Here is a 26,106-nt window from a genome sequence, read left to right on the forward strand (position 1 = left end):
CCGCGGAACCGGTTTCGGCACCAAATGACAGCCTCATCTGACAGATCACAGCCGTCGGCCGTTGCGCGGCTGGAAGCGGCGCTGACGCGAATTCGTTCGCCGGAGGCTGAAAAGGCCTTCACCGCCGTGTTCGCGGAAAGCGCCCGGCGCGAGGCTGAGGCCGCGGATCGGTGTGCCGCCGCCGGTGCGACGCGCGGCCCGCTTGATGGCCGTATCGTTTCGGTGAAAGCACTGTTCGATGTCGCTGGAACGGTGACGAGCTCGGGCTCCGCCGTGCTGCGCCGTCTGCCGCCCGCCGTTGAGGACGCTGAAGTTGTCAGGCGGTTGCGCGAGGCGGGTGCTATCATCGTCGGCAAGGCACAGACGACCGAGTTTGCCTTTTCCGCGCTCGGCACGAATCCCCACGACGGCACGCCGGGCAACCCCCGAGACCGCAGGCGCGCTCCGGGAGGCTCGTCATCGGATGGATCGCCATGTCCTTTTGCAATCGCATCCGCCGGTCGTTCGATTTCCCGGTTTAACTGCCTGAGCTGTTGCTCAAGCCGCCCTCAGATCTCGCCGTGGACGAGGCGTCCTTCGAAGAAGGTTGCGAGCACGCGCGTTTTTGAAATGCGACCGGGTTCGATCTCGAAGAGATTGCGTTCCAGGACAACCATGTCGGCGGACTTACCAATTTCGATCGAGCCGGTTACATGGCCGAGACCCATCGCACGCGCCGGATTGCGCGTATAGACTTCCAGCGCGGTTTCGAGATCGAGCGCCTGTTCCGGCCAGAGCGCGCCGGGATGCAGTCGCTTCGGATTGCACCGCGTGACCAGGCCCTCGAGACCGAACCAAGGGTCGGGCAGACCCACAACCGGCCAGTCGGAGCCCGCTGCCAGCAAGGCGCCCGTCGCGTGCAGATCGCGGTTTGGCCAGTAGCGTTCGGCTCGGCCGGCGTCGATCACCGCCGCATTGGCGACCGTGATGGCGCAAGGAAACCAAATCGCGGGGCAGAGGTCGGCAACAACATTCAGTTCCGCGAATCGCGAAATATCGGCGGGATCGATGAAGCTCGCATGAGCGATATGGTGCACGGGTCCCGGGCCACGCATCCGCCGCACGATTTCGACGGCGTCGAGAATGTCGCGCACGGCGGCGTCGCCCGCGCAATGGACCTTCACTCCTTTCCCGAGCGTCTCGGCGCGCACGAGCCAGTGCACAACATCGGGCAGGCGCAGAAAGGAATGGCAGACCGTTGCGCGACCATGCTCGTCGGGCAGATAGGCTTCGAGCATGGCGGCAGTGCGCGTCATCGGCACGCCGTCCATGAACAGCTTGAGAAAATCCGGCCGCACATGCGGCGTGCGATATTGCTCGCTTCGCGAGATCAACGCCTCGCCGAAAAATTCCGTGCCGGTCAAAGTGTCGAAAACCGGCAGCGATCCAACGCACCAAGCGTTGAGTTCGCCGCGCCGGTCGAGTCCGGCCAGTGCCTGCAACATGGTGAGCGTGGTATTAGCGTCCTGATAGGCGGTGACGCCGTATCCGTTGAGGATTTCGACTGCCCGCTTCGTCGAGGCTGTTTCTCGGGCGATCGGATCAGCGATTGACACAAGGGCAGCCCGTTCCGCCAGCGCAGACGACTTTTCCAGAAGCAGACCCACTGGAGCGCCGTTCTTGGGATCGCGTTCGATACGTCCGAGTTCCGGATCAGGTGTAGCGGCTGTCAAACCCATTAGTTCGATCGCGCGGCTGTTCACCCAACGATTGTGCAGGCTATCGTCGCGCAGCATCACCGGACGCCCGCCGCTCGCGGCATCGAGCGCGGCACGCGCCTCGGAGGTACGCAGGCGCGGAATGAGTTCGCTGCTCCAGATGCCGCCGCAAATCCACTCGTCCGAGCCGAGCCGCTCCGCGCGTTCGCCAACGAGCGCGATGATCTGGTCGAAAGTCGCGCTCGCGGGAAACGAGAGTTCGAACAGGTCAAGCTGGCCGCCGCGCGTATGGTGATTGTGCACGTCGCCCAGGCCCGGCAGGACCATGCGGCCCTTTGCGTCGATAACCCGTGTTTGGGCGTTGCGGAGCGCGTGCGCGCCGCCAGCCGACCCCACATAGATGATCTTACCTTTGCGGACCGCGACTTCTTCGGCCCAGGGATTGCCCGTGTCGACCGTGTAGATCTTCGCGTTTTCGAGAATAAGATCGGCTGCGGCTTGCATTGTCACGGACTCAGGTCGCAGGCTGCGATTTCGCCCGTCGCCAGCAAAGGGTTAGTGTTAGTGTGTAGACGCCGAGTAGCGACGTCTGCAGCCAATAGGCGGTCGTGCCCTTGCCTGCAAGAACGATGCGCAGCGCGTCTGACAGATTGACGAGGCAGAGGCCGATCACCGTGATCCAGAGGGCCGCGAGCGCCGCAGGCACGACATCCGGTATGCGCGCGGCGGAATAAAAAAGGCAGATATAGGCCACGACCGCGAAAGCGATGATCTTGTCCTGATAGGCGTAGAGGGGCGTATCATAGTAGATGAATAGGAGCGGCATCTTGAAGCCGACGAAATGCGCCGCCGCCATGCAACAGAAATAGGCCACACCGGCCCACAGCAATCCGCCGAGAATCTTGTCCGCCATCGAGTCCCCTTCACCGCCTGCGGGCGGTACTCTCATTTTGGCAGGGAACGGTTACATATAGACTAGAGGCGAGCTAGACACATAAAATTATGACTAGGAGGCTCCGATGGTCTATCATCGAAAACGTCCGGCGCTCGACCCCTGTCCCGTGGAAGCCGTGCTCGCGATGGTTGCCGGCAAGTGGAAGGCGCGCGTGCTCTATCTTCTGTCCCTCGACGATCTCACCTTCGGCGAAGTTCGTGCTTCGGTTGGCAATATTCGCCAGCAGGTGCTTGCGACCGTTCTCTCCGAAATGAGGGCCAGCGGGATTGTGCGACGCGCGGACGATTGCAATGCAAAAGAAACGCGCTATGCACTAACAGAACGTGGGCGCGAACTCGTCCAGCTGCTGCTGCCCTTGTCCGATTGGGGCAACGGGCTTCTCGCCGAAAAGGGAGAGTTGTGGCGCGCGCCCCGCATCCGCCGCAAATCATGGAGCTCTGGTGGCACGTCTGAAACGGCGCGGTGACCAGTATCACCGATTATCCCGTTGTAAGATCACTATCCGATCTTCTCACGCGCGAGGCAGGATCGCGCCGAGGGGGTGCCTGCGCGCGACGTAATCCCAAGGGTGGTTGTTCAGGCGCACTCTCGGCCGAGCAGGCACTTGATCTCGGAACTGCCATAGAGATCTACACGCGAAATCCAGCCAGGGCGATAGGACTCGGCCATATCAACGGGATGATCAAAGCTGGCAAAAAGGTATTTCCCTTCCGACCTGCCTCATCGAACGGTCACGGTTGGCCGATGGCGATGTTCGACCGATTGTGGGTCTGCCCGCCTGGGCGCGACGGCACGGCCGTCGGCTTTGACGTAGACATCGACCTGTTGGCCGGCATAGAGCGGGAGATCCCCTCTATTGACGCTGTAGATGACCTGGAGTACGCGCGTGTCGACGCGCTCTGCGCTGAGCCCCGTTAGGGAAGTTTTTGGCACGACAAAGGGCTCGACGTAGGCGAAGCGCAAATCGAAGCTGATCGCGCTATTGCCCCGAAGGAAACCCTTGGCTGGCGTGCCCTGAATAAAGCGCCATGCATCATTTTCGTCGATATCAATCCGGACATGGAGCGTCTGCGTGTCTCCCATCAAGATGAGAGGTTTGGAGAGTGTGCCGGTCTGGGCATATTCTCCTGGGGCGACGTTCACCTGAAGGATATCTCCGGCAACGGGAGCACGCACCGTGAGGCGCTCGACCGCCGCTTCGGCTTCCTGCAGTTGAGCGGCCGCTAGATCCGCATTGGCTCGTGCAGAGGCGAGTCTGGCGTCCGCAAGCGCTGCCTCGTGTCCGCGGCCGGCGAACTCATCCGGGCTAATCACGTTTCTGTCGTGAAGAGGCTTGGCTTGATCCAACCGGCGACGCGCATTAGCGAGCAACAATTCGGCCTCTCGAACCTGCATCTTCGCAAGCGTCGTAGCGGCCTGGCGCGTGATAAGCTGGGTTTCCAGATCACGCCCATTGATGTGAAATAGCGCCTGGCCCTGCTCCACGCGGTCGCCGACCTTCACATTGACTTTCGCAATCACCCCGCTGGTTGGCGTGCTGATAGCGACGTTGCGGGTGCTGGCCTCGATCATGCCGCCGCCGGCAACATAGCTTTGATAGGGTGCTGCTGCCGGCTGCACAATCGGCTGAGCTACCGGGCGCGGTGTACCTGCCTGGAGGACAAGCCAGAGGCCGCCCAGAATGCCGAGCACACCTAGTGTCGGGAGGGTAAGCCGGCTTTTCATCAAGACGTCGCTCCCGCTGCGTTCCGTGGCTCCTCGAAATGGGTAATGCGGCCGTCATCCATATGCGCGATCCGGTCGGCAAAGCTGAGGATGCGCTGATCGTGAGTGACGACGATGAGAGTACGGCCTTCACCTGTGGCGATGCCGCGCAGGATCTCGAGCACGTGTTGCCCGGTCGCATGATCGAGCGCGCTGGTCGGCTCGTCACAAACGACCAGTTCCGGCTCGTGGACCAGAGCACGAGCGATCGCCACTCTTTGCTGCTGACCACCAGACAGCTGAGAAGGAAAGTGTTCGGAACGTTCTGCGAGCCCGACCCGCTCCAACGCCTGACGCGCTTTAGCAATGCCGTCGCTTTCATTCATCCCGTTCAGAAGGAGCGGAATCATGACGTTCTCAGCGGCCGTCAGTTGAGGAATCAGGTTGAAAGCCTGGAACACAAAGCCAAGCGACTGACGCCTGAATGCGGCCTTGGTCGTTTGATCCATCCGTTCAATATCCTCGCCGAGCACAACGCATCGCCCGCCGTCATGATCGAGAAGGCCGGCGATAATCGAGATCAAGGTCGTCTTTCCGCAGCCGGATGGGCCGACGAGCATGATGAGCTCGCCCCGGGCGACTTCCAGATCGACACCGCGTAGCGCGGTCACCTGCTGCGCGCCTTGCCCATAAACTTTGGTGAGGTCGGTGCAGACGACGCTTGCTCCAGCATCGAGATGTTGTCTTGCAGCTGCAGCGATCATGTCTTGAACACGGAGGCCGGATCTAGACGGATGACTTTGCGCATGCTCAGGCCCGAAGCGATCACGCATAGAAGAACGATTCCGCAGGCGCTGACGAGAAACAGCGACCAACTCAGTTCGAACGGAAATCGGGGTCCGATCACAAGGCTGAACAGCGAAATGAGACCCACGCCGAGACCGTAACCGATCGCGCCAGCAACGAGCGCCTGCGCCATGATCATCGTGAGGAGCGTTCGATTCGTCGCACCCATTGCCTTCATGACGCCGAAATAGCGTAGATTCTCAAGTGTGAAGTTGTAGAAGGTCTGGCCGGCAATTAGGCCGCCGACACCAAAGCCGATGATGGCGGAGAGTCCGAAGAGAGTGAACGCGGGCGTGTTTTGGATGACGTACCAGAGCGTCATCTGCTCGAATTGCTCCCTGGTAACGGCGGCAAGCCCCGTCCAATGGCGAATGTTGGAGATCACTAGGCCCACTTCAGTTCCAGCCTTCGCCTTAACCAAAACGAAGGACAGCGTTTTCCTCTCGCTCGGTACGTAAGACTTGGCGCGAGAATAAGTCGTGTAGATGGTTGGCACGCCCATGTTGGTTGTGGTGGCTTCGCTGATGCCGACGACCACCGCCCGACGCTCGTTCATCTCAATGACATCACCGATCATGAGTGGAATCGGCGGTTCGCTGGAGCGTGGACTTGGGCGAGCAAAGCGGTTGTTCGCCCCGTCAGCGCTCACGATCACTCCGTCTGCTCGCCGAAGGTCAGCGAGTTTGCCGGACAGTATGATGGGCGGCCCACCGATCAATGTCGTATCGTCGAGGCCGATCAGGACGGAATTCTGGAAATTGCCGTCGGCGAGACGGACCCGTGTTGTGCCCTTATAGATCGGCACGGCCCAGCCAACACCCTCAACGCCGCGTACGCGTGCGACGGTCGTGTCCGACAGCGGTTTGATGTCGTCGATATAGCGCACCATCGGGTCCATCACCCAGATGTCGGCAAGTGCCGCGTCCGAGACGAAGCCGTAGCTCCTCTTCACGAGCCCGAAGAACATCGCCGGCTGCTGAGTCATGATGAAGGTCGTAAAAACAAGCCCCAGTACCATACCCAGGTACTTTCCTCGATCTCCAGTGAGCATCTTGATTGCGACTAAGACCATCGCCTTTCGCCGCTCAGTCGCTCGCGAAGAGGGCGCTGCTGCGGTGGGCATCAATTGCCCTGGAAGATCGGCAGGCATTGCTTGGGGAGCTTTTCCTTGTTTTCACTAATGCAGCGCTGGATCGCAGCCCGGTTCGGCACAAATCCCGGTCGGCAGATTTTTTGGATTTCCTGCCGGCACATCTGTCTGACCTCTTGGCTCATCTCAGCTTGCGGGCTTTGCTTCGGTTGAGCCTCAGCAGTATTGGGTAGAACGACAGCAATTGTGGCGAGGACGAGTGGAATTCGTCTCATGATCGGCAACCTCCGTGCGTAACGTTGCGATGCACACATAGGCGCTATCGGAGGCGTCCAGGTTTAAGTCATGTTAATAGATGTTGCCGTGGGGCCTCTTTGCGTCGATGCCGTAATAAAAATAAATACTTGAGCCCGTGACGTCGGAGATTGTCGCTGGGATAATGGGGCTATCTGCGGAGTCTGCCGAAATGTCGATATTTGAGTGCGGCGAAGTCGTGCCACCCGCCTACACCGCTCACCCGGCTGCAAGGCCCCACATCCTGCTCGTGGAGGATGACCCGGAGATCTCGCGGATGCTAACGGACGTGCTATCGGAGAGCGGGTTCGTTGCCTTGTCCGTCGGTTCGGCCGTGGAGATGGATGCGCTCCTTGCACGAGAAACGGTCGATCTAGTCGTACTGGATGTGATGCTGCCAGGTGAAGACGGCCTCAGCATCTGCCGAAGGCTCAGGGCGGCGTCCGCAATACCGATCATCATCGTGACAGCGCGGGGCGAGGACGTCGATCGAATCGTCGGCCTGGAAATCGGTGCTGACGACTATGTTGCCAAGCCGTTCAATTCGCGGGAGTTGGTGGCGCGCATCCGCGCGCTCCTGCGCCGCGCGCTAGACGGGCGCGAGACCGCGCGCCTCCGCGCGCGACAGTTGGCGTTCGCCGGATGGCGGATCAATCCCACGACGCGGCAGTTACAAGACCCCGAAGGGGTTAGGATCGCGATGACTAGCGTAGAGTTCGACCTGCTCCTGGCTTTCTGTAGAAATCCCGGCCGCGTTCTCTCGCGCGAGCGCCTGCTAGAATTGGTTCATGGCGGCCTGGCAGGACCGATCGAACGGAGCATCGATGTTCACGTCAGCCGTATTCGCCAGAAGATTGAGGTCGATCCGCGAGATCCGATGCTGATCAAGACGGTACGCCTAGGCGGCTACCTGTTCACGCCGGACGTAGAGGAAACCTGATGCAATTTCCGGATCGGCTGATCCCTCGCAGCATCACAACGCAAATCACCAGCATTGTCGCAGTTTCCGTGGTGCTCGGGGTCGTGCTCACCGTCACCATGTTGCTGTTCTTTGGCATCAGAGATGGCCCGTCGGCTGTAGCCGGACGGATTGCCAACATTACCCGGCTTGTGCGTTCTGCAGCCAGTCCAACTGAGGTGGGCGTCATCATAGCCGCCACCCAGCGTTCTGGCATCGACGTGAGATACGTGGCTCTGGCCGATCTGGAGGCATCGCCTCCCAACGCCAAGCTGCCTGTGCTGTCTGGACTAATCGCACACCAATTGGAATCTAGTCAGAATATCGAGGTTATCGCCGACTCCCGATATCCGGCCGGTCCCGCTTATCAACTGGTCGTGAAAATGGACGATCGCGCCGCCCTGATCTTTGCAGCATCTCCAGGGACAAGCGCATACAGCTTCCTTCTGGCGCCGACCACTTTGACGCTAACGACCGTTCTGGTCTTCGTCCTGTTCCTTTCAATCTATGCTGTCCGGTGGATCATTGCGCCGCTCTCCGCCGTCGTCGCGGCAGCGCAATCATTTGGACGTTCTCCTGATAGCAATCACGCGGTCAACCGCCCCGCTCCTCGTGAGATCGCCCAGGTCGCAGACGCGCTCAATGAGATGCAGATCCGTATCCGCAACCTTCTTGATGATCGAACGCGCATGCTCGCCGCCATCAGTCATGACCTCAGAACGCCTCTCACGCGTCTGAGGCTGCGAGCGGAAAGGATTGCCGATCAAAGCTTGCGCGAAAGCATGCTGCGCGAGATCGAGCAAATCAGCCACATGCTGAACGAGACGTTGGATTATCTCCGCCATGACGCAAGATCCGAGGTAATGTCACGCGTCGATCTGCCCAGCCTTCTGCAAACTGTCTGTGCCGATTTCGCCGATGTGGGCCATAACGTTTCCTATGAGGGACCGGGTCGGCTCACTTGGACGTGTAGACCGGCCACTCTCACGCGCGCGATCAGCAATATCGTTGCGAACGGTGTGAAGCACGGCTCGTTCGTCACTGTGAACCTGAGAACCCGTGACGATGGGACAGCAGAAATTGACATATCTGACGACGGACCTGGCATCCCGGCCGCTCTCCGAACCAAGGTCTTCGAACCTTTTTTCAAGGGTGATGACGCGCGCGCACTCGCGGGGGATGGTTTCGGTCTTGGGCTTTCTATTGCGCGCGATGCCGTGAGCGGGCACCGCGGTGAGATCAGCCTGCTCCAGCGGCTTCCGACTGGCTTGATAGTTCGAATCCAGATCCCGCGAGCAGATGAGAACGAACCTGCGCGCGAGCGAAGTGTCCTCAATGCCCAGAGTGATTGCCCACAACGAGGAGCAGCACAGGAGCAGCCGGCCAATAGCGGGTCTTGCCCGCCGAGTTGCTGTAAGGTGAGCGATCGACCCTCGCCGGGAATTTCTTCGCTGTGCGCGGTGCTCCGGTCAGCGTATTGCCGAAGACCATGTCGCCGCCGAAGTAAAGCGGAGCGCCTAGTCGATCTGACCAGACGACACAGGAGTTTGCCGGCAAGCCGTGGGCCTCACCGGGCGTCACCGCGAACCGGATCGGCAGGCCGTTGGTATAAACCAGCGCTTGAATCTTTACTGGTCAACCTGCCCGTGACCGTACTGCCTACTGTTCCGTTGACGCACGCTCCGCGCTGATGCGGCTGGCTCCCAGTTTGGGAGCTTGAATCACAGGCGTCCCGCCAAGGCTGCGCTGCAGACCCTTTTCGGCCAAAACTCAATTGTCCTGCCAAAACTTGGTGAGACATCAGACAAACAGATTCCTGATCTCGGACGCCTGAAAGAGCATTATTGTTTAGGAAGGACTATATTGTTTAAGAAGAACTATATTGTCTCCAGACAGTTCTCGCTGTCGACGAGCCTCGATACGATCGGTCCGATCGCCCTGGGGGTCGCGGACTGCTTCGTGGCGGATCAGGTGCTTTCGGGGGAAGGCGTGCCGTCGCGACCGCGGGTAGCCTCTCCCAACACCTTCCGTCTCATTGTGGCCCGCGGTCGCCTGTTTCATCGCTGCGAGCCCGAAGTGCTCAACGCGTTTGAGAGTACCGTAGAGCGGCTTCGATCATATGGCTTGCAGATCGACGATGGATCGATCGAGGCTGCTCTCGATAATGTCGCAGGGATCGACAAGATCGGCACGTTTCCGTCCATCAAGGTCGGTGCGACGCTGCGTAGCCTCGGGATATCGACGCTCGATGGGGTCGATCCGAAAACCCGCGTTCGCATCGAAGCGGGCGCCAGCATCCTCGCTGTTGACTATGTGCGCATGGCGCGGCTCCGGCACGCTGCCATCCGTTCCTTTGAACAGTCTTTCACCGAGAATGAAGTTTTCATTCTGCCGACGACGCCAATCCGTGCGCCGTTTCTGTCATCGGTGGAGGAGGACAGCGCGTTCCATGAGTTCAATGGACTGGTACTTCGCAATCCACGCGTCGCCAACATGCTCGATTGTCCGTCGATCTCGTTGCCGTTATCGCTCGACGGTCTTTCCGCCGGGTTGATGCTGATCGGCCGCAGGAACGCAGACCGGCGCTTGCTGGAGATTGCGTCTAGTGTGGAGACGCTGCTGCGAGGCTATTCGCATGCTGTTTAAGCTTTTCGCGCGAATGGGCCGCCGAATCCACGATCGAGTGGAAAGACCCTAGCAAGATCGCATGTGGAGCGTGGCCGCGACATCGTCGCCGTTGAGCGTTGTACCGCTGATCCCGTGCCGAATTGTGATCTCGTCGTCGATGCCACCGGCAGGATCGTGCTCCCAGGGCTTGTCAATGCCCATACGCATCTCTGCATGGTGTTCGGCCGCACGATCGGTCCGGAACGCCGCCTCCTCGAGTGGCTCGATCTCCTGATGCCGATGATGGCCGCGATGGACGAGGAGGCGCTCTACGTCGCGGAACTGGATTGATCGCCTAGCGCTTTTCGGACCTCATCGCTAAATTCGGGCGACAAGATCGCGCCAGCGGATTGGATACTAGGCTCAAGCTCGCTTACAAGTTCCTTTGCATGCGTTTTTCTTGAGCCTCCTTTCGGTTTACGTTCCTGGGCGGCTCGATCAGCCCAAGACGACCATAGATGCTGTGCGGCATAGGCGCGCCATGGCCGCCAAGCCTCCGCGCGCGTTAGCAACTCTGTTGGAGTTGGGCGCCGCCCCGTCGAGTCCTCCATCGCGCGCATCAGGCCGATATCTGCTGCCGGAAAGGCATCCGGTTCACGAAGCTCACGCATCGCGATGTACTGGGCTGTCCATTCGCCGACACCAGCGAGGGATCGAAGCTGCACGATCGCTTCGTCGAGACTTCGACGCGCACCAAAGATCTTGGGGTCGGCGACAACGGCATTGGCGAGGGCCGCCAGCGCGGCAATCCGCTTCCTTGGCATTCCAAGATGCGAAAGATCCGATTCCGCAATCCGCTTCGGACGCGGGAACACATGGGTCAGTTCGGGAAAGTCGGCATGCCTCGTCTTCAGCGGCTTACCGTGAGCGGCAACCAGCTTGCCCGCAAGCGTGATTCCGGCAGTCACGGTAACTTGTTGGCCGAGCAGGGCCCGCACCGCAAGCTCAAAGCCGTCCCAAGCGCCTGGCACACGCAGCCCCGGCCGCGCCTTAATCATGGCCGCGAGCGCGGGGTCCTTGGTGAGATGCGACTCGATCGCCGCGGGATCAGCAGCCAAATCGAACACGCGCCGCAAGCGCGCGATGATAGCGGGAAGCGCTGACAGTTTCGGAAACCTGACCATGGCCTCAAGCGCATTCTCGCCGGTGGGCCGAACCACGATGATCCCTTGCGCTCCGTCGAGTTCGATGGCGCGGGCATAGGCGTCTCCAGCGACCGTCTCAATCCCGGGAATGCTGCGGAGCCGCAGAAACCCCAGCATGGCCGACCAGTCATAGGGCGGACGATAACGCAGGCGGATCGTCACGCTGCCAGCAGCGTCCAAGGATACGTCAGGGGCCCTGCTTCGACGCAAAGCGCTTGGCGCGCGGCCGTACAATTGTTGGAACGTCTGATTGAACCGGCGCACACTGCCAAAACCAGAGGCGAGCGCCACTTCGGTCATCGGGAGGCTGGTTTCGTGGATCAGTTGCTTCGCCAATAGCACGCGGCGCGTTTGGGCTACGGTTATGGGCGATGCCCCCAAATGCCGGCGGAACAGGCGACGCAGCTGACGCTCGCCAACGCCCAAGCGATCGGCAAGGGCTACGACGTCTCCATCGTCCATAGCCCCTCCCTCGATGAGGGAGAGGGCGCGCGACACTGTGCTGGATGTTCCTTGCCAGGCGGCAAGGTCGGGCGCGGCCTCGGGCCGGCATCGAAGGCACGGACGAAATCCCGCCTCGTGGGCGGACGCCGCCGTCGAATAGAATGTTACGTTTTCCTTTTTTGGAACGCGCGCCGGACAGATCGGCCGACAATAGATGCCGGTCGTCTTAACGCCGATAAAGAGCCGGCCATCGAACCGAACATCCCGGGTCGAGATCGCTCGGTAACAGGCGTCATGGTTAAGATCCATGAGACTCAATCTCATATCGCTCCAGTGAAGTCTGGCAGTTTCCGGACTCTATCACCTCTCCCGGGTGTTTTCGACGACCAGGTCCGATTCCTGCGAGAAAACCAGCCTGCAATTTGCGATGCAGCAGGCTCAATTTTGGAGAGAGAGCATGATTCTGGAAGGCAAAGTAGCGCTCGTCACCGGTGGCAACACCGGCATCGGGCAGTCAACGGCTCAGCTTTTTGCGCGGGAAGGCGCGAAAGTAATGATCGTTGGCCGCCGGGAAAAGGAGGGCGAGGCAGTAGCCGCCGCAATCAAGGATGCGGGCGGCACGGCTGCGTTCATCAAGGCCGATGTGTCCAAGGAAGATGACTGCCGCGCCATGGTGTCGCGCACGGTCGAAACATTTGGCCGGCTCGACATCGCCTTCAACAACGCCGGCATCGGTCGTGCGGGCAAGCTGATCGCCGACGAAGAAGAAGCTGGCTTCGTTAACGTGCTCGCGACCAATCTTCTCGGCGCCTTCCTGTCGATGAAATATGAAATCCCGGCGATGCTCGCCAATGGCGGAGGGTCGATCATCAACACCGCCTCCGTCAGCGGTCTTGTGGCAAGCCCTGGACAATCGGCTTACATCGCGAGCAAGCATGGCCTTCTCGGCCTGACAAAGGCCGCTGCGCTCGAATACGCAAAGAAGGGCATTCGTGTGAATGCAATTTGTCCGGCCGCAACGCGCACGGAAATGGTCAAGCGGTGGTTTTCGATGCCTGGCGTTGAAGAACGCGTGACTGGCGCGATGCCCGCGGGCCGCATTGCAGAGCCGGACGAAGTCGCGAGGACCGTGCTCTTCCTGTCGAGCGAAGCTGCATCCTATGTTTCCGGCCATCCGTTTGTCATCGACGGCGGCTTCGTCGCTCAATAGCCGAACCGATCCGAGCGCGAAACAGGAAGCGTCGGTATCACGGGAAAGGAGAGGGGGAGTCCGTTGGCTAGGAATGCAAGAAACGGTTCGAACGTCCTCGTCCTCCGCCTTGAGCGGGTGTCGACAGTTCTGGATGACATGCTCGTTGTGACCGACGAGCGTGACGCCCTGCGAGCCCTCGATTGGCTCAATTTCGAGGATCGCGTGCACCGCCTTCTGCGATTGCATTATGGCGTCGGTGGCTATCGTCTTGTTCAAGCGGCTGACCAATCTGCCGCGCGCCAGAGCTTGGAGAAGTACTTTGCGGGAGATGTCAGAGCCATCGATGAAATCTCTGTCGAGACGGGCGGCACACCGTTTCAGCGAGAAGTCTGGTCGGCTCTGCGCAAGATCCCTGCCGGGAAGACGACAAGCTATGGATTGCTTGCCACCGAGATCGACCGCCCGAACGCCATTCGCGCCGTCGGCATGGCAAATGGTTCAAACCCCGTTGGCATTGTCGTTCCCTGCCATCGCGTCATCGGTAAGGACTCGTCGCTGACGGGATACGGCGGCGGGCTCGAGCGCAAGCGCTGGCTGCTCGAGCATGAAGGCGTGCTCCTGCCAACCCGATCGGCCGCGCCTTGATCCTGGTGCTTATTACGGAGATGTGCGCGCGATTGAGGCAGATGCTCTGCGACCAGCCGAGAAAGAAACGTCAATGAAATTCGATGCTCACCTCGATCGTGCGACCAAGTTTCTGGAGTTAAACCGCGCCGGCAGCCTCATCTTGCCGAACGCGTGGGATGCGGCGAGCGCCAGAATCTTTGAGGAAGCAGGCTTTCCAGCGGTCGGCACAACGAGCGCGGGAATAGCGTACGCACGTGGCCGCAGGGACGGCCAGAAGCTCGTTCGCGGGTCGATGATGCACGAGTTTGCATCGATCGTCGCGGCGGTATCGGTGCCGGTCAATGCGGACATTGAAGCTGGCTATGGGGCATCACCCTACGACGTCGAAAGGACCGTGAGAGGTGTTCTCGACCTGGGTATTGCGGGCGTCAATCTCGAGGATAGCAGGCATGAGAATGGCGCATCCCCATTGTTCGAAATCGCAGCGCAGGAGGACCGGATCGCAGCTGCGCGTTCAGCCGCGAACGACAGCCGTGTACCCCTCGTCATCAACGCCCGCATTGACACTTTCCTTGCCGGCGTCGGGGCAGATGCGGCCGAGCGCGCAGCAATCACGGCTCAGCGCGGAGCCGCTTATCTGAAAGCCGGGGCCGACATCGTTTTTATCCCTTTGCTGACGGATCCTGACACGATCCGAAATCTTTCGGGAGCCATCGGTGGGCCCATTAGCCTCATGGCGATGCCTGGAGCGCCCAGCGCAAAGGCGCTCTTCGAGGCGGGCGCGAGCCGGGTCAGCATTGGGCAAACAGCCATGCTTTCGGTTCTCGCACATCTTCGCGACATCGCATCGGAGATCCGCTCATCCGGTACGTGGGACGCAATTGCCGACCGCTTCTATGGGTTTGCCGAAGCGGAAGCGCTTTTTCCCGCCGGCCGATAGCCGTTATTCTTCCAAGGAGCCTGCCATGGCAACATTCAAGCACAGCGATTTGACCTTCTGGTACACAGAGGAAGGAGCGGGCGAACCGCTAGTTCTGATTCCCGGGGTAACAGGCGACGAGCGGCTATGGCGGCGCGTTCTACCGAAGCTCTCCGCCACGCACAGGGTCATCTCGTTCGACAATCGGGATGCGGGCAGGAGCAGCGTTTGCGAGGCGCCAAGCTACGGTCCTGCTGACATGGCCGGCGATGTCCTGGCCTTGTTCGACCATCTCGGGCTCAAGAAGGCCCACGTGATGGGACACTCGCTGGGCGGACAGATCGCGCAGGAGCTCGCCCTGAGCGCGCCAGACCGCGTTAATGGCCTCATCCTCGCCAATACGTGGTCGAAGGGCGATGGCGAGCTGGATGCTTTACTGACTATACGTGAAGCCTTCAGCCGAGAACTATCGGATGAGGCCTTTGCTACTCAGAGCATCTACTTCAATTTCGGGCCCTCATTCTTTCGCAAGACGCCGATTGCCAAGATCGTCGAAGTCTTTCTCGCCTCTGGCCCGCGGCCGCCGCGAGAGGCGGTCCGGCGGCAAATCGCAGCCGCCAGGAAGGCCGACACACTCGGCCGCCTCGGCGCGATCCGCTCTCCTACGCTCGTCGTTTGGGGTGATGAAGACCGAGATTTCCAGAAGTTGCACGCCGAACAGTTAGCCGCAGGGATACCTGGGGCAAAGCAGGCCTGCATCTTCGGAAGCGGCCATTGCCCCATGATCGACAGGGCCGATGATTTCGCCGACGCGGTCTTGGCATTTCTCGACGAAATCGAAGAGGGCTCATCGGTCTCGGCGGGAGCCGTGACGCGGAGATAACGCCATGCCGTACAAGCTGGTTGGCGCCGATGGCCGCTCGTATCTTAGTGATATGCCTGGCTTGCTCGGAGGGCATCGGCGGCTCAAAGGCTATGGAAGGCTCGATTGTCGGAGCGCCCGGCAATGGATCGCGCGCGGGCATTACACGCGCCATCGCGTGTTCTTCGCCGATGAAACGACCGCTATCGCCGCCGGCTACCGACCTTGCGCGCGATGTCTTCCTGACCGCTACGCTCTTTGGCGTAAAGACCGCGCCCAGTGGGCGAAGACCAGCTTGGCGGCCCCGCAAAGCCCGAGTACTTAGCCCGCAGCCGAACTTCCAGCTTCTTGCAAGGAGTCTCCCATGAGCACCACCGCAGCGACCGAGCTTCGACACCAGTTTGTGGATGTGGAAGGGGCGCGCCTGCACTACGTCATTGCTGGCTCCGGCCCGCTCATGTTGTTCGTGCACGGATTTCCACAGCATTGGTATGCCTTCCGCCATCAGCTCGCCGAGTTTGCCAAGGACCACACGGTTGTGGCAGTCGATCTGCGCGGCGTGAATCTGTCGTCGCGACCAAAAAATCTCCGGGACAATGGGGTCTGGGTTGCGGCAGATGACATGAAGTGTCTGGTCCAGCATCTGGGCTTCTCGACCTGCATCATGGTTGGTCATGATTGGGGGACAGCCGTCGGATATTCGTTCGCCCTGCACCATCGCGAGATGCTCGACCGCCTGGTGGTCATGTCCGGTTCGCACCCTGCAACTTTCGACCGCGACCTTCACTGCAACGAGAGCCAGATAGTCGGTGGCAAGCATTGGCTAAGGCTGCGCCGGCCGGATAGCGCGGCAAAAATTGCAGCAAACGATTTCGAGGCGTTGAAGCGGACATTTGCTGAGCATTCCTTCTTCACGAAGGATGACCTTGAAGCCTACCTCGCTGCATGGCGTCAGCCAGGTGCTATTGAAGGAATGGTTGCCTGGTATCATGCGGAAGGGTGGGGGCCTGCCGAGGGATTGTCACCGGCCCATGGCAACTATGTCCACGAGATATCTCCGCAAATCATTACCATGCCGACTCTCGTCATCTATGGCGACCGGGACAAGTTCCTTGTACCCCAAAATTATGATGGGCTCGACAAGTATGTTCCCCACTTGACGATCCACCGCATCGAGGGCGGAAGCCACTGGATCTTGGATGAGCATCCGGCGCTCATCAATCGCTATATTCGCGCGTTTTTGGAAAGCGCGTCAGCGCAACACGATTGAGGAGCCTGACGTGAGCTAGGTCCTCGTTGAGAAGCCATCACAGCGACATTGACGGCGTCATTGAAATGCGCTGCGCCCCGCAGCCTTGTGCTTCTGATAGCGTGAGTTGATTTCCTGAATAAGGCGCTCGAATTGCTCAATGCTGGTTCCGGTTAAGACCTTGGTCGGGTCCTTGCCCATCTGCACCATGAACTCACGTGCGGGCCGGGTTTTGAAAAATTCCATGCCGATCGCTTCAAATGCTTCTTCGTACCGCTTCACGATGCGAGGGATTTTGGAATTGAGATTGAGTGTCTTTCCCTTCAGCTCCTTGGCGTATGTTTTGTTGACGAGGTCGGTGTAAATGGCCGGGTCGATTATGTCCTCAATGTCCGACTCTGCTGGCGAAGGGTCGAAGGCTGCGGCGGTGAAGACAATCGACGTATCGCGCAGCACCTTTGACTTGATCAGCTCCTCGCGTTGATCTCGGCCGGCTTTGTCGTCATCCAACAAAACGATCACGTCGAGCTCCTGCGAGGCGAGCAGGGAAGTCATGTAGCTGACCTTTCCAGCACCACCCGCGGGCGTGAGCACCATCTTTTCGACCAAGCGGGTCTTGCCTGTCTCGGCGAAGTAATCGTTGACCGAAGAGAGAATCCAAAAGTCGGTTACGCCTTCAACGACCAGATTCGCAGAGCCGACAAACAACGTTTGCGAGAGATTGTAGCCCAGGGCAGCTTGTATCGGGAAAAGCGTGCGCGCGTCGCCGCTCGGGTCCTTCGTTACTTGCGTGCCTTTCTCCGTGATGTTCACCGTGCGAACAACTTCGATAAGATCCGGAGGAATCATGAAGGGTGAGTGCGTGGTGTAGATAATCTGGTTTCCGTAGTCGTCGCGCAGATGGTGCAGCAAATCCTCTTGTGATCTTGCGTGCAGATACAGTCCAGGCTCGTCAAGCAAGAGAATTGCGTCAGTTGCGTCACCACCTTGGGTGTCGGCCGAGAATGCAATGTAAAACGAGAAGAACCAGCGGAAGCCACGGCTCCGCTCATCCAAGTTCACTTCGACAGGGTATTCAACATTCTCGTCGTAGATCAGGGTGTCGAGGTTAGGTCCGTCAGGCGAAAGCCGGACCGTCAGCTTCTTATCCTTCCAGAGGCGGCGCATTTCCTTGGTGATGAGCGCGCTTGCTCGGCTGAGGAGCGTCTGACGTTTCTCGTGGTCGCTTTGGAGGGAGTGAATTTCGTCAGGGTCGAAGCCGGCGACCTGCGCCAACTTTTCAAAGTTCTTGTCCGCTTCCGTGAGTTGGTTCTCGGAGCGGCGTTTCTGCATCTTCGCCAGATTCTGGTGACCATCCAGCTCCGGAAATTCAGCGATATAGATGAACGGCGGCACCCACTCCAGAACCTTAGCCCTGGCCTTGCCGTGGGCTTCGTCAAAAGTGGAGATGTCGGAGGCTAATTCTTCCAATCCGGCAAGCAACTCGTCGGCATTTTCGTTCAAGGCAATCCCGGCTGCGCCCATGGCAGCGCGGAACGCCTTCGACGTCTTGACCACGTTTGCTCCCCACGCCTTCGGGTCATCCGGCTTGTTGGCGGCGTCCGTCAGCGCCTGGAGTGCTTTCTCGGAGGGGTCGAGGTGGGGCTCTGAGAGTCCGTTGACAACGCCATCCAGCACAGGCGTGAGCCGTCTCAACTGCCCGGTCACCTTCTTGGGATCGAGAACGGGTGCCTTGAGGCCGACCAGTTCCACGGAGGTTTGGGCTGCGTGATACGTGCGAGCGATAACGACCTTTGAGATGGTCTGGTCTTTGATGATCCCGGCCAGCTCTGTCCTCTGCCTGTCTGAAAGCTCCCAGGTCGTCCTCGCCACGACGGTATTCGGCTTGCACTGGTTGAGGTGCCGACCCCGGGGGAAGTTCTTAACAGGGTCGATGTCCTTCCGGCCGCCGATAGGATTGACGGTTTCCAGTGCGAGCAAGAGGTTGGACTTGCCGCTTTCATTGCGTCCAACAAGGGCGGTGAGCTGTTCAATAGGAATGTCGCCGCTATTCTCGACTGAACGGAAATTCTCGACGGAGAAATTGGTGAGTTTCAATAGTTCCCCCTTCGTGCCCGGGACATTTCTACCCGTTGCGGTAGTGTGACCTCAAGGGGGTATTACAGCCGGTTGCGGGTCTTCCCCAAATGGTTCTCGTGGCTGCCGTATTTGGCTTCCCAGCTCTTTACGCCGATCCGGTGAGATTCATGGTGGTGGTGGCAGAGGGGGATGACTGTATCGTCCGGGGCCTTTAATCCTATCCCTGTGCCCCACTAGGCACCCCGAGGGTGGTGGGGTTCTCGGCGGACACTTGCCGCACACACTGCACGGCATTTGCCGGATGCGGGCGAGGTGCTTTGGGTTTTTTCTCACGCATTGTGCTTCTCTTCAGGTTTTCTGCCGCGCTTAGCCAGAGCGCCGCTCGGTCGCGTAGTTCCTGGGTGAACTCCCGATCTGCGCCGTTGGCCTCCAGCGTATCGGCCGTAGCGATGTTGGAGGAAGCAAGTTGCTCCAGCTCCTTCATCTGCGCGGCTTTGCTATGCGGCACGTTTTATCCCCATGGCTGTGTCGTAGTCGTCATCGTTGGTAGGGGCAGCGATGCTGAGGTGGCGGCAAAATCCTCCACGCCGTGAAGGAATTTCGTGGAGCCATCCACGGTTCAAAATCGAGTCGTTCTTAGAAATGAGATCGAGTCGTTCTTTCAGTGTCCGCACAACAGTCCGCTTACCGCATGAGGTCGCCTGGATTCGAATCTGGAATCAGATAGTTATGAGCGGCCAGTTCTAAGCATTGAAGCTGCGGAACGGAGACGACGTTAACTCCGTCAGACGTACGTGCCGCTCAGTCCAGCTTGGAGGGCACGAGTTCAAATTTGTAGCGCGTCATACAATGTTGGCGAAGCCGACAAGCGGTTCTGCGATTTCTGGGCGGCGACGTCGTTGTTCGCTGGAGCGCTTCGTACAACAATCGTACAAAATCCTGAGCGGATAAGTCCTAGCACGTTGGTGCGGGGTATCGTCGCGGAGGGCCGCCCTTCCGTATTGCAGGACAGCCTGCACGCGATCGCCGAAGTGAAGTCGAGGCGGATACTGCCTACCGCTGCATGGCTGGAGGTCGGTGGGGACGCGCGCGCGTTTCTACGGCGCGGCATCCGCCTGCTCGGCGAGAAGTACGATGCCTTCTTCAAAGCCTTCCTCGCCGCCAAGACGCACGCGTCGCGAACCCTGTTCCGAAACGCCGAAGGCGACTACAAGCCCGACGAGGAAGCCGCGCGCTATCCAAAATTCGTCTCGCCGAATCCCGAGCGGCAATTCGGCAGCCTCTAGCCGAAGTTCTGCGAGGCCAAGAATACTTCGCCGGCGACCCGGAAAAAATGGGAGCCCTACTTCGAGCAGCTCATGCGACGGATCGGAAGCCGTGACATGGCCCGCGTAACCGAGCAGCACCTGCTCGACTGGCGCGACGCGCTGCTCGCGTCGAAGCTGTCGCCGGTCACGGTGAAGGACGGGTACGTCGCGGCCATGAAATTGTTCTTCGGCTGGTCGAAGCGCATGAAGAGGCTCGCGACGAATCCTGCCGCCATCCAGCACGCTGTCGCAGCGCTTGAATGCACCGCGCGCGATGCTGTGGGGGTTCGCTTCTGACCGCGCGCGGCATTTGCGCAAAGGCAAGAATGTCAGCGACGATGATGCGGAGCTTGTCGTGAGCGTCGCCTGCGCTATCTGCGCTTTTCTTGCGAAGCGTCCAGACGGCGCCTAGACACTATTCCGCTCGATCGTCATCATCTAAATGCCGGTCATGAGGCCCATGGTGATGCTGCTGCCCGTTTCGGACATCTTGCCGATGATCGGCGGCATCATCGGCATCATGATCAGCAGCATCATCATCTTCAGCCGCCGCCGAAGGCGCGGCAGGGGATGGTTGCTGCTGCCGATGATGCGGGGGGGGGGGCCCAGGCAGACCGCGCCCGGGAGCCTGGAGAGTAGTCTGTATATAAAATTACCTTCCGCAGGGCTAATTTTCTATACATATCACTCCCTTCAGCTTGACAGTCTCCCATTGGGAGTAGTTTATATGGAGGATTTGCCCCCAGAGGGCTAAAACGCCATGGAAACCACTCCAAGGACGCTCGGGCCGGCGGAAGCCCGCGTCGTCCTGTCATTCCGCGAGCAGGGAAGGGATATCGTCGAGGCGGACGATATCATAAGCCTGCTTGAGTCCGAGAAGACGGGCCGCAAGGTCATCCGAAACCTCGTGCGCAAGGGCTGGCTCACCCGCCTCGTCGGCGGGCGCTACATGCTGCTGCCGCCCGAGCGCGGGGCCGAGAACATCGGCGAAAACAATCCACTTGCCGTCGCCGCGGCCGTCGTGGACGAGTCATACATAGGCTGGTGGTCTGCGGCATCCTTTCATGGGTTCACGACGCAAAAGCCGGCGACGGTCTTTGTCGCGGTTCGCAAGCAGATGGCGCCGCGCACAATAGAGGGCGCGGAAATCCGCTTTGTAACCGCCTCCGCCCGCAAGTTCTTCGGCTTCAACTCCTACAATGTGTACGGGCGCGGCACGCGGATTTCCGATCCCGAGAAAACGCTGGTCGATTGCATCGACAGGCCCGATCTTGCCGGAGGCCCAGCGGAACTAACGCGCATCGTTCATGCCGCCATGGCGGAAATCGATCAGGAAAAACTGATGACGGCGGCATTGCAGATGAAAACAAAAGCGCTGCTGCAGCGTCTTGGCTTCCTGAGTGACCTTGTCGAAAGACCGCTCAAGGACGAATTACGGCAGCAGCTTCGCGCCGCCATCCCAAAAAAAACGCGCTCGACGTTTGGCGTGCGCGCGCGCAGGGAAGGCGATATCGGGTACGCGCCAGAATGGGAACTTCACGTTCACGCGCGCAAGGACGAACTGCTTTCGGAAGTGCCGCGCATCAGGAAAAAGGGCAGGACGAATGCTGACGACCGAGCAAATCCGTAAGGTCGCGGCCCAGTCCGGCGCGCGGGATATCGAGAAAGTCGAAATCGATATCATCCTCACTGATCTCCTCCAGCTCTTTCATGAGAAGGGAATCACCGAGCACGTCGCCTTCAAGGGCGGCACGATGCTGCGCAAGATGATCTTCGGTCCCCGGGGGCGCTATTCAACCGATCTTGATTTTACGCTGCGCTCGGAGTTCACCGACGAACAGGTGATGCAAATGGTTCTTGATGCGCTCGGCGAGTCCTATCACGGCATCAGCTTCAAGATTGACGGTAAGGATTGGGATTTTACGGACAATAGTTTCTTTGCGAACCCCGCTTGCTCCCATGCAGGCAACGAGAAGGGCATCAAGATCAAAATCCAGGTGAGCCTGCGCGAAAAGCCTATTCTGCCCGTCCGCACACTGCCGCAGCTCAAGCAGGGATACTTCGACCAGCTTCCATTCAAGCCTGCAGATATTCCCTGCCTTGCCCACGAGGAAGTGCTGTCCGAGAAAATCCGGGCCGCCTCGCAGCGTTCCAAAATCCGCGACCTTCACGATCTCTCGCAAGCGGTGAACATGAAGTTCGACCGCGATCTCACGCGATCGCTTGCCGTCATCAAGCTGTGGGAGAGCGACAAGGACAATCTCGACTACGATAAATTCGCAAAGCAGGTCGAGGGCGGCAAAGATTACGATTTGAACGATCTTAGAAACCTGCTGCGCAAGGACGAACAGCCTGATCTGAAAGCGATGATCAAGCGCGTCACCGACAATTACCGCTGGCTGGGACCGATGACCGATCTTGAAAAGAGGATCGCGCAGGATAGCAAGCGCACGCGCAAGGATGATGCAGCTGCTCTCAAGGCCGACGCGGTGAAGCGGGCAGGATAGCGTGCTAGCACATCTGCTCCACGGCATCGCGGACATGTTCTGCGTAGCGGTGTGCTTGGCGCAGCGACCAAAGCCGGGTCTACCACCCCGGCTTCGGCCTGCTCGTCTGGCGCTGCGCGATCACGCGGCGGATCAGGGCGAGCGTCGCTAAGGCCTCGCGGCGCTCCGGCGTGCCTTCGCGGCAGCCGGCGAGCCTGTCCGTCACGGATTCCAACCGGATGTCCAGCTCCCGGTCGGTAATGCGTTGCAGCGAGGTGATCGTGGTGAAGGTGCTCATGGTTTCCTCCTTGTTTCGGAGGCCCGGCCCATCGGGGCCTTCCATGGCCCCGCATCACCCAAGCATCAGCAGGTGTTCGATTCTCCTAGGGAGCGCCAACAATTTCAAATTACTTGGCTGCATTCTGGCGCTCTTCGCGTAGCGCTTCTCCAACTTTTCTCCAACCGAGGATTTGCTCACGCACGAAGACGTCGCGCGGTTCTCGGCATATGCGGGCACCGCGGACCGAACCACTCCAAATCCGTTTTCTCGTGGCTAAGCTCGAGACGCCAGATCTCAAGGCTCTCTCTTGTCAACAGTGTCTGCAGCGCGCGTAAGACGGAGACCCTGTGTTTCTTTTGCACGAGCTGCCCTGCACTTTGACAAAGTTCGGACGTTGAGAACGACCTTTTCGGATGCTTTTCGAATAGATGCTTCAGTCGCAGCGCGACCCGTCCCAATCCCCTGCTCAAAGGTCCGCTACCGGAGTTAAGTGTTTCCCAACCGCCCAATTTAATGTCTAGGTTGCGCTGGTCAATGTCTCTCGGAAGACAGACCTAAACAGTTGGGCGCGCATCGGCTGAGAGGAAATTGGGGCATGAAGGGTCTAATCATCGACGAACCGTGGATCAGCTTGATCCTGGCTGGCGAGAAGATTTGGGAAATGCGCAAGACGGCTTGTCATCACCGAGGCCGCATTGCGCTTATCCGCAAAGGCAGCGGTCAGGTCGTCGGCATTGCCAACGTCGTCGGTTCGCTGGCTCCGCTTTCATCACCCCTCGCTTATGCCGATGCTGAACCAAAGCATCGCATTCCTCCGGACCGGCAGGATCAGGCATTTGTCGATGGCTGGCGGACTCCCTGGGTTCTCGTGAACGCTCGGCCGCTCACCAGTCCAGTGCCCTACAAACATCCATTCGGAGCGGTGATATGGGTCAACCTGGATGTGGACGTGGTTGGCGCAGTTGAGGCAAAGAGTAGTTTGGTGGGGGCTGGACAAAAAATCGCGGCGGATCGGAAGTTCGTCCGCCTGGATGATGATAAAAAGGCCTCTGGGCTGTCACTGCTGGGTCGCCTGTCCTCATGGCTGCACAAGGACGCGGTCGAGCCTGTAGAAGCGACGCAGGGCTCGCAAACCGTGGGCCAGCCACTTTCAGAGGAATCGGAGATTAGCCGCATCGTCAAAGTGACAGGCGGCAATCTCCGCAATGATCACCTTTACCTCCCGCTCGATTTCTTTCCCACCGACGCGATCGGCGGTAGGAACAGATCGGAAGCAGCTTCGCGCATGATTTCGGTCACGTTCACTCCCGGGGCCACTGTGGAGACCGATATCGATCGCGCAAAGCGCATTCTTCGTGAGCGCGGAGCGGTCGCTGATTTTTTTGCTCGTGCAGGCGTGAAGGAAGGTGACTCCTTGCGCCTGACCAACACCGCGCCGTACCGTTACGAAGTCTCCAAGGTGGCGAATGCCTGACCACAGCAGCCACGTTCGGGAAATGCGTGCGGATCGAGCGGCACAGATCCGAGCCGCATCCGCCTCACCGCGAATACTGACCGGCTACTGCCAACATGTCGGAAACGGCTTTCCGAACCTCGCCGAAGCTCGGCAGTCGCTCGCCAGTCTCTTCATTCATGTAGAGCCGTCGATTGACCTCGATCATCACGGCTTGGACGCTCGGCTCGCGCCGATAGTGTCTTGCAGGGACCGGTGCGCCAGCGAAGGGACGATCGATAAGCACGGAAAATCCGGCAGCGGACGCTGCGGCAATCAGCTCATCGCGAAGTCGTGCGGGCGTATGCCAATCGTCCGTTCCGATGCAAATATCCGGTCGGGCCGGGTCCTGGTCGGGTTCATGCGGCAGGGGTCGCGATGAGAAGCTGTGGCAATCGACGATAATGCAGCTCCTCCCCTCGGCAATTAGTTGCGCCGCTAAGTCTGTGAGCTTCTGATGATGGGGGCGGTACCAAGTCTCGATAAGCCGGGCCCGTTCGGCCGTCGTCAGGTGCTCGCGCAGGGGCCGTCCATCCGTTGTCTTCACGTAGACGGCGCCCATGCCCCGCACAGCCATCGGTTCGTCGGCGTCGTCAGGAAATCGCTCGACGTCGCAGACCAGACGGCTGACGGGAAAGACCATCCGCGCAGCTTCGAACGGCGTGGGTGCGAACAGGTCGTCCGTGAACGCATCGGTCATGCGAAGCAACTCCAGCTCCAGCATTCGGTCGTCCGGAGCAAGTTGCGCTCTTTCTTCAGGCGAAATGAGCCGGGAGCTATGGGGAATGTGAAGTAAGAGATTTGGCGACGGCATGCCACGCATTCCTCAGGTCCGCGATTTGGGAACGGCCAACGACCGTTCAGCATTCTCAACGGCGCGATCGAACTGCTCCTCGAGCCAAGGAGAGGCGCCGCGCAAGCCCTGAACAACCTTCTTGGCCCAGTCGATATATTCGAGTCGGCGTCTAACAGACCAGTCGGGAGAGGGCGCAAACGCAATCGCGCGCACGTTGCTCGTCTTGTCGGCGAGCTTGATGAGTTTCGCGGCTTCAGTCTTTTTCGGCGCGTGCTCGACTTGGAGCCGCTTACGCTCTGCCTTGTCCAGCGACTTATCATCGGTGACTTCCGCAACAATCGCGGCAACCCGGTCGCCGAATTCTCTTGCAATGAGTTCGAAGGGAACTTCCTGGTCTTCGACGGCATCATGCAAGAGGGCTGCAATGACCAGCTCGGGATCTTGACCATGGGTCGCATCGGCGATGAGGCTCGCGACCTCGAGCAAGTGGTTAATGTAGGGTTCTTGAGCTGCGCCTTTGCGTCGCTGGTGAACGTGCCACCGCGCGGTAGCGTCAGCAGCTCGCAGTACAGCAATCCATTCCTTCATGATGATCTCTCGAAACCTCCTTCTGAGGTGGTTGGTCATTCGCTCGACTTCGCCTTTAGGCGCGGTGACCTGCAAATCGCCGCGTGCCAGTCAGCAGATGCCGAAACAACATTACGAATCACAAAAAAATGGCCAGCGATACAGACGATCCACAAATCCGGGTTTTTGCGGGGTAGGGAGCAAAACGGCCACCGGAGTCGTTAGACTTTCGCTTCGCGCCCTTGCAAAATTTCCATGACAAGCAACCCGTTGGTAACGCATCTGAGTACGGGCGGCTGTCAATAAGCAAGAAACAAGCGGGAATTTGAAGCGACGACCACCAAGCGGTAAGATTCAAATGGCGGGACCAATTGCGGCATTAGATGCCGTGCCGTCGCGCGTACTCGACCAACCGCGGGTACCGATGATCATTACGCAAACTCGGCATCG

29 protein-coding genes and 1 pseudogene are annotated in these 26,106 nt (G+C 59.4%); 17 read left to right on the forward strand and 13 right to left on the reverse strand.

The genetic code is table 11. The annotated features are described in order from the left end of the window. Positions 1-24: 24 nt before the first annotated feature. Positions 25-402, forward strand: a pseudogene (locus V1286_RS37600) (amidase family protein); the annotation flags it as partial. Between the two features lie 146 nt (positions 403-548). On the opposite strand, the gene V1286_RS37605 reads toward V1286_RS37600, so the two are convergent. Together V1286_RS37605 and V1286_RS37610 are read right to left on the reverse strand one after the other, a co-directional pair. Then, positions 549-2,201, reverse strand: coding sequence for an amidohydrolase (locus V1286_RS37605; RefSeq protein ID WP_334488975.1), 1,653 nt, complete (start codon positions 2,199-2,201; stop codon positions 549-551). A 10-nt stretch (positions 2,202-2,211) separates the two neighbouring features. Further along, complete coding sequence (locus V1286_RS37610; RefSeq protein ID WP_334488976.1) at positions 2,212-2,610, reverse strand: hypothetical protein; 399 nt, start codon at positions 2,608-2,610, stop codon at positions 2,212-2,214. A 106-nt stretch (positions 2,611-2,716) separates the two neighbouring features. Here V1286_RS37610 and V1286_RS37615 point away from each other — a divergent pair, with 106 nt between their 5' ends. Then, on the forward strand, positions 2,717-3,118 hold the full coding sequence (locus V1286_RS37615) for a winged helix-turn-helix transcriptional regulator (RefSeq protein ID WP_334356919.1): 402 nt from the start codon (positions 2,717-2,719) through the stop codon (positions 3,116-3,118). Between the two features lie 254 nt (positions 3,119-3,372). Here the strand turns inward: V1286_RS37615 and V1286_RS37620 are convergent, their stop codons facing one another. From V1286_RS37620 to V1286_RS37635, 4 genes are read right to left on the reverse strand one after another with little or no spacing between them, the layout of a single operon-like run. Further along, the gene (locus tag V1286_RS37620) at positions 3,373-4,377 is read right to left on the reverse strand and encodes an efflux RND transporter periplasmic adaptor subunit (RefSeq protein ID WP_334488979.1); all 1,005 of its coding nucleotides are present in this window, start codon (positions 4,375-4,377) and stop codon (positions 3,373-3,375) included. Further along, on the reverse strand, positions 4,377-5,120 hold the full coding sequence (locus V1286_RS37625) for an ABC transporter ATP-binding protein (protein WP_334488982.1): 744 nt from the start codon (positions 5,118-5,120) through the stop codon (positions 4,377-4,379). The genes V1286_RS37620 and V1286_RS37625 overlap by 1 nt, the downstream gene beginning before the upstream one ends. Beyond that, the gene (locus V1286_RS37630; protein ID WP_334488984.1) at positions 5,117-6,274 is read right to left on the reverse strand and encodes an ABC transporter permease; all 1,158 of its coding nucleotides are present in this window, start codon (positions 6,272-6,274) and stop codon (positions 5,117-5,119) included. Before V1286_RS37630 ends, V1286_RS37625 begins: the two co-directional genes overlap by 4 nt. 50 nt (positions 6,275-6,324) lie before the next feature. After that, on the reverse strand, positions 6,325-6,567 hold the full coding sequence (locus V1286_RS37635; protein WP_334488986.1) for a hypothetical protein: 243 nt from the start codon (positions 6,565-6,567) through the stop codon (positions 6,325-6,327). A gap of 191 nt (positions 6,568-6,758) precedes the next feature. Here V1286_RS37635 and V1286_RS37640 point away from each other — a divergent pair, with 191 nt between their 5' ends. The 4 genes from V1286_RS37640 (at position 6,759) to V1286_RS37655 (ending at position 10,502) form a co-directional block, all read left to right on the forward strand. Beyond that, positions 6,759-7,526 (forward strand): response regulator, encoded by a 768-nt coding sequence (locus tag V1286_RS37640; RefSeq protein ID WP_334488989.1) that lies wholly within the window; start codon positions 6,759-6,761, stop codon positions 7,524-7,526. Then, on the forward strand, positions 7,526-9,235 hold the full coding sequence (locus V1286_RS37645; protein ID WP_334488991.1) for an ATP-binding protein: 1,710 nt from the start codon (positions 7,526-7,528) through the stop codon (positions 9,233-9,235). Before V1286_RS37640 ends, V1286_RS37645 begins: the two co-directional genes overlap by 1 nt. Before the next feature lie 172 nt (positions 9,236-9,407). Beyond that, the gene (locus tag V1286_RS37650) at positions 9,408-10,190 is read left to right on the forward strand and encodes an amidase family protein (protein WP_334488994.1); all 783 of its coding nucleotides are present in this window, start codon (positions 9,408-9,410) and stop codon (positions 10,188-10,190) included. A 114-nt stretch (positions 10,191-10,304) separates the two neighbouring features. Further along, positions 10,305-10,502 (forward strand): amidohydrolase family protein, encoded by a 198-nt coding sequence (locus V1286_RS37655; protein WP_334488997.1) that lies wholly within the window; start codon positions 10,305-10,307, stop codon positions 10,500-10,502. Here the strand turns inward: V1286_RS37655 and V1286_RS37660 are convergent. Then, positions 10,481-12,109: an AlkA N-terminal domain-containing protein gene (locus V1286_RS37660; RefSeq protein ID WP_334489000.1), complete on the reverse strand. Its 1,629-nt coding sequence runs from the start codon at positions 12,107-12,109 to the stop codon at positions 10,481-10,483. The two genes, V1286_RS37655 and V1286_RS37660, sit on opposite strands and share 22 nt — an antisense overlap. A 148-nt stretch (positions 12,110-12,257) precedes the next feature. Between V1286_RS37660 and V1286_RS37665 the strand changes: the two genes are divergently transcribed. The 6 genes from V1286_RS37665 to V1286_RS37690 all read left to right on the forward strand — a co-directional run bounded on the left by V1286_RS37665 (position 12,258) and on the right by V1286_RS37690 (position 16,670). Next, positions 12,258-13,010 carry a glucose 1-dehydrogenase gene (locus V1286_RS37665; RefSeq protein WP_334356910.1) on the forward strand — a complete coding sequence of 251 codons (753 nt, stop codon included), beginning with the start codon at positions 12,258-12,260 and terminating at the stop codon, positions 13,008-13,010. A 63-nt stretch (positions 13,011-13,073) separates the two neighbouring features. Next, positions 13,074-13,637 (forward strand): methylated-DNA--[protein]-cysteine S-methyltransferase, encoded by a 564-nt coding sequence (gene ogt / locus V1286_RS37670; RefSeq protein ID WP_334489001.1) that lies wholly within the window; start codon positions 13,074-13,076, stop codon positions 13,635-13,637. 73 nt (positions 13,638-13,710) lie between these two features. Further along, positions 13,711-14,559: an isocitrate lyase/PEP mutase family protein gene (locus V1286_RS37675; RefSeq protein ID WP_334356908.1), complete on the forward strand. Its 849-nt coding sequence runs from the start codon at positions 13,711-13,713 to the stop codon at positions 14,557-14,559. 25 nt (positions 14,560-14,584) lie between these two features. After that, entirely contained in the window at positions 14,585-15,421 is an 837-nt protein-coding gene (locus V1286_RS37680) for an alpha/beta fold hydrolase (protein ID WP_334489004.1), read from the forward strand. A 52-nt stretch (positions 15,422-15,473) separates the two neighbouring features. Next, positions 15,474-15,725, forward strand: coding sequence for an Ada metal-binding domain-containing protein (locus V1286_RS37685; RefSeq protein ID WP_334490195.1), 252 nt, complete (start codon positions 15,474-15,476; stop codon positions 15,723-15,725). A 39-nt stretch (positions 15,726-15,764) separates the two neighbouring features. After that, positions 15,765-16,670, forward strand: coding sequence for an alpha/beta fold hydrolase (locus V1286_RS37690; RefSeq protein ID WP_334489007.1), 906 nt, complete (start codon positions 15,765-15,767; stop codon positions 16,668-16,670). A 57-nt stretch (positions 16,671-16,727) separates the two neighbouring features. On the opposite strand, the gene V1286_RS37695 is transcribed toward V1286_RS37690, so the two are convergent. From V1286_RS37695 to V1286_RS37700, 3 genes are all read right to left on the reverse strand, one after another. Continuing rightward, positions 16,728-18,746 carry an AAA family ATPase gene (locus V1286_RS37695; protein ID WP_334489010.1) on the reverse strand — a complete coding sequence of 673 codons (2,019 nt, stop codon included), beginning with the start codon at positions 18,744-18,746 and terminating at the stop codon, positions 16,728-16,730. A 62-nt stretch (positions 18,747-18,808) separates the two neighbouring features. Continuing rightward, positions 18,809-18,949 carry a DUF968 domain-containing protein gene (locus V1286_RS39170; protein WP_465249085.1) on the reverse strand — a complete coding sequence of 47 codons (141 nt, stop codon included), beginning with the start codon at positions 18,947-18,949 and terminating at the stop codon, positions 18,809-18,811. Then, positions 18,946-19,236, reverse strand: a complete 291-nt coding sequence (locus V1286_RS37700) for a hypothetical protein (protein ID WP_334356903.1) — start codon at positions 19,234-19,236, stop codon at positions 18,946-18,948. Before V1286_RS37700 ends, V1286_RS39170 begins: the two co-directional genes overlap by 4 nt. Before the next feature lie 454 nt (positions 19,237-19,690). Here V1286_RS37700 and V1286_RS37705 point away from each other — a divergent pair, with 454 nt between their 5' ends. The 4 genes from V1286_RS37705 (at position 19,691) to V1286_RS37720 (ending at position 22,542) form a co-directional block, all read left to right on the forward strand. Next, positions 19,691-20,014 (forward strand): hypothetical protein, encoded by a 324-nt coding sequence (locus V1286_RS37705; protein WP_334356902.1) that lies wholly within the window; start codon positions 19,691-19,693, stop codon positions 20,012-20,014. A 96-nt stretch (positions 20,015-20,110) separates the two neighbouring features. Next, the gene (locus V1286_RS37710; RefSeq protein ID WP_334356901.1) at positions 20,111-20,332 is read left to right on the forward strand and encodes a hypothetical protein; all 222 of its coding nucleotides are present in this window, start codon (positions 20,111-20,113) and stop codon (positions 20,330-20,332) included. Between the two features lie 610 nt (positions 20,333-20,942). Further along, entirely contained in the window at positions 20,943-21,665 is a 723-nt protein-coding gene (locus tag V1286_RS37715; RefSeq protein WP_334489012.1) for a type IV toxin-antitoxin system AbiEi family antitoxin domain-containing protein, read from the forward strand. Beyond that, on the forward strand, positions 21,640-22,542 hold the full coding sequence (locus tag V1286_RS37720) for a nucleotidyl transferase AbiEii/AbiGii toxin family protein (RefSeq protein ID WP_334490197.1): 903 nt from the start codon (positions 21,640-21,642) through the stop codon (positions 22,540-22,542). The genes V1286_RS37715 and V1286_RS37720 overlap by 26 nt, the downstream gene beginning before the upstream one ends. Positions 22,543-22,621: 79 nt before the next feature. Here V1286_RS37720 and V1286_RS37725 read toward each other — a convergent pair whose 3' ends face one another. Further along, a complete protein-coding gene (locus V1286_RS37725) occupies positions 22,622-22,819 on the reverse strand; it encodes a hypothetical protein (RefSeq protein ID WP_334489015.1) in 198 nt (65 codons plus the stop codon). A gap of 577 nt (positions 22,820-23,396) precedes the next feature. On the opposite strand from V1286_RS37725, the gene V1286_RS37730 reads away from it, so the two are divergent. Further along, positions 23,397-24,275, forward strand: a complete 879-nt coding sequence (locus V1286_RS37730; protein WP_334489018.1) for an ASCH domain-containing protein — start codon at positions 23,397-23,399, stop codon at positions 24,273-24,275. 64 nt (positions 24,276-24,339) lie between these two features. Here V1286_RS37730 and V1286_RS37735 read toward each other — a convergent pair whose 3' ends face one another. Further along, positions 24,340-25,116 carry an N-formylglutamate amidohydrolase gene (locus V1286_RS37735; RefSeq protein WP_334489020.1) on the reverse strand — a complete coding sequence of 259 codons (777 nt, stop codon included), beginning with the start codon at positions 25,114-25,116 and terminating at the stop codon, positions 24,340-24,342. A gap of 3 nt (positions 25,117-25,119) precedes the next feature. Then, positions 25,120-25,677, reverse strand: coding sequence for an HD domain-containing protein (locus V1286_RS37740; RefSeq protein ID WP_334489023.1), 558 nt, complete (start codon positions 25,675-25,677; stop codon positions 25,120-25,122). Between the last annotated feature and the right edge of the window lie 429 nt (positions 25,678-26,106).

It is taken from the genome of Bradyrhizobium algeriense (assembly GCF_036924595.1).
Taxonomy (GTDB): domain Bacteria; phylum Pseudomonadota; class Alphaproteobacteria; order Rhizobiales; family Xanthobacteraceae; genus Bradyrhizobium; species Bradyrhizobium algeriense.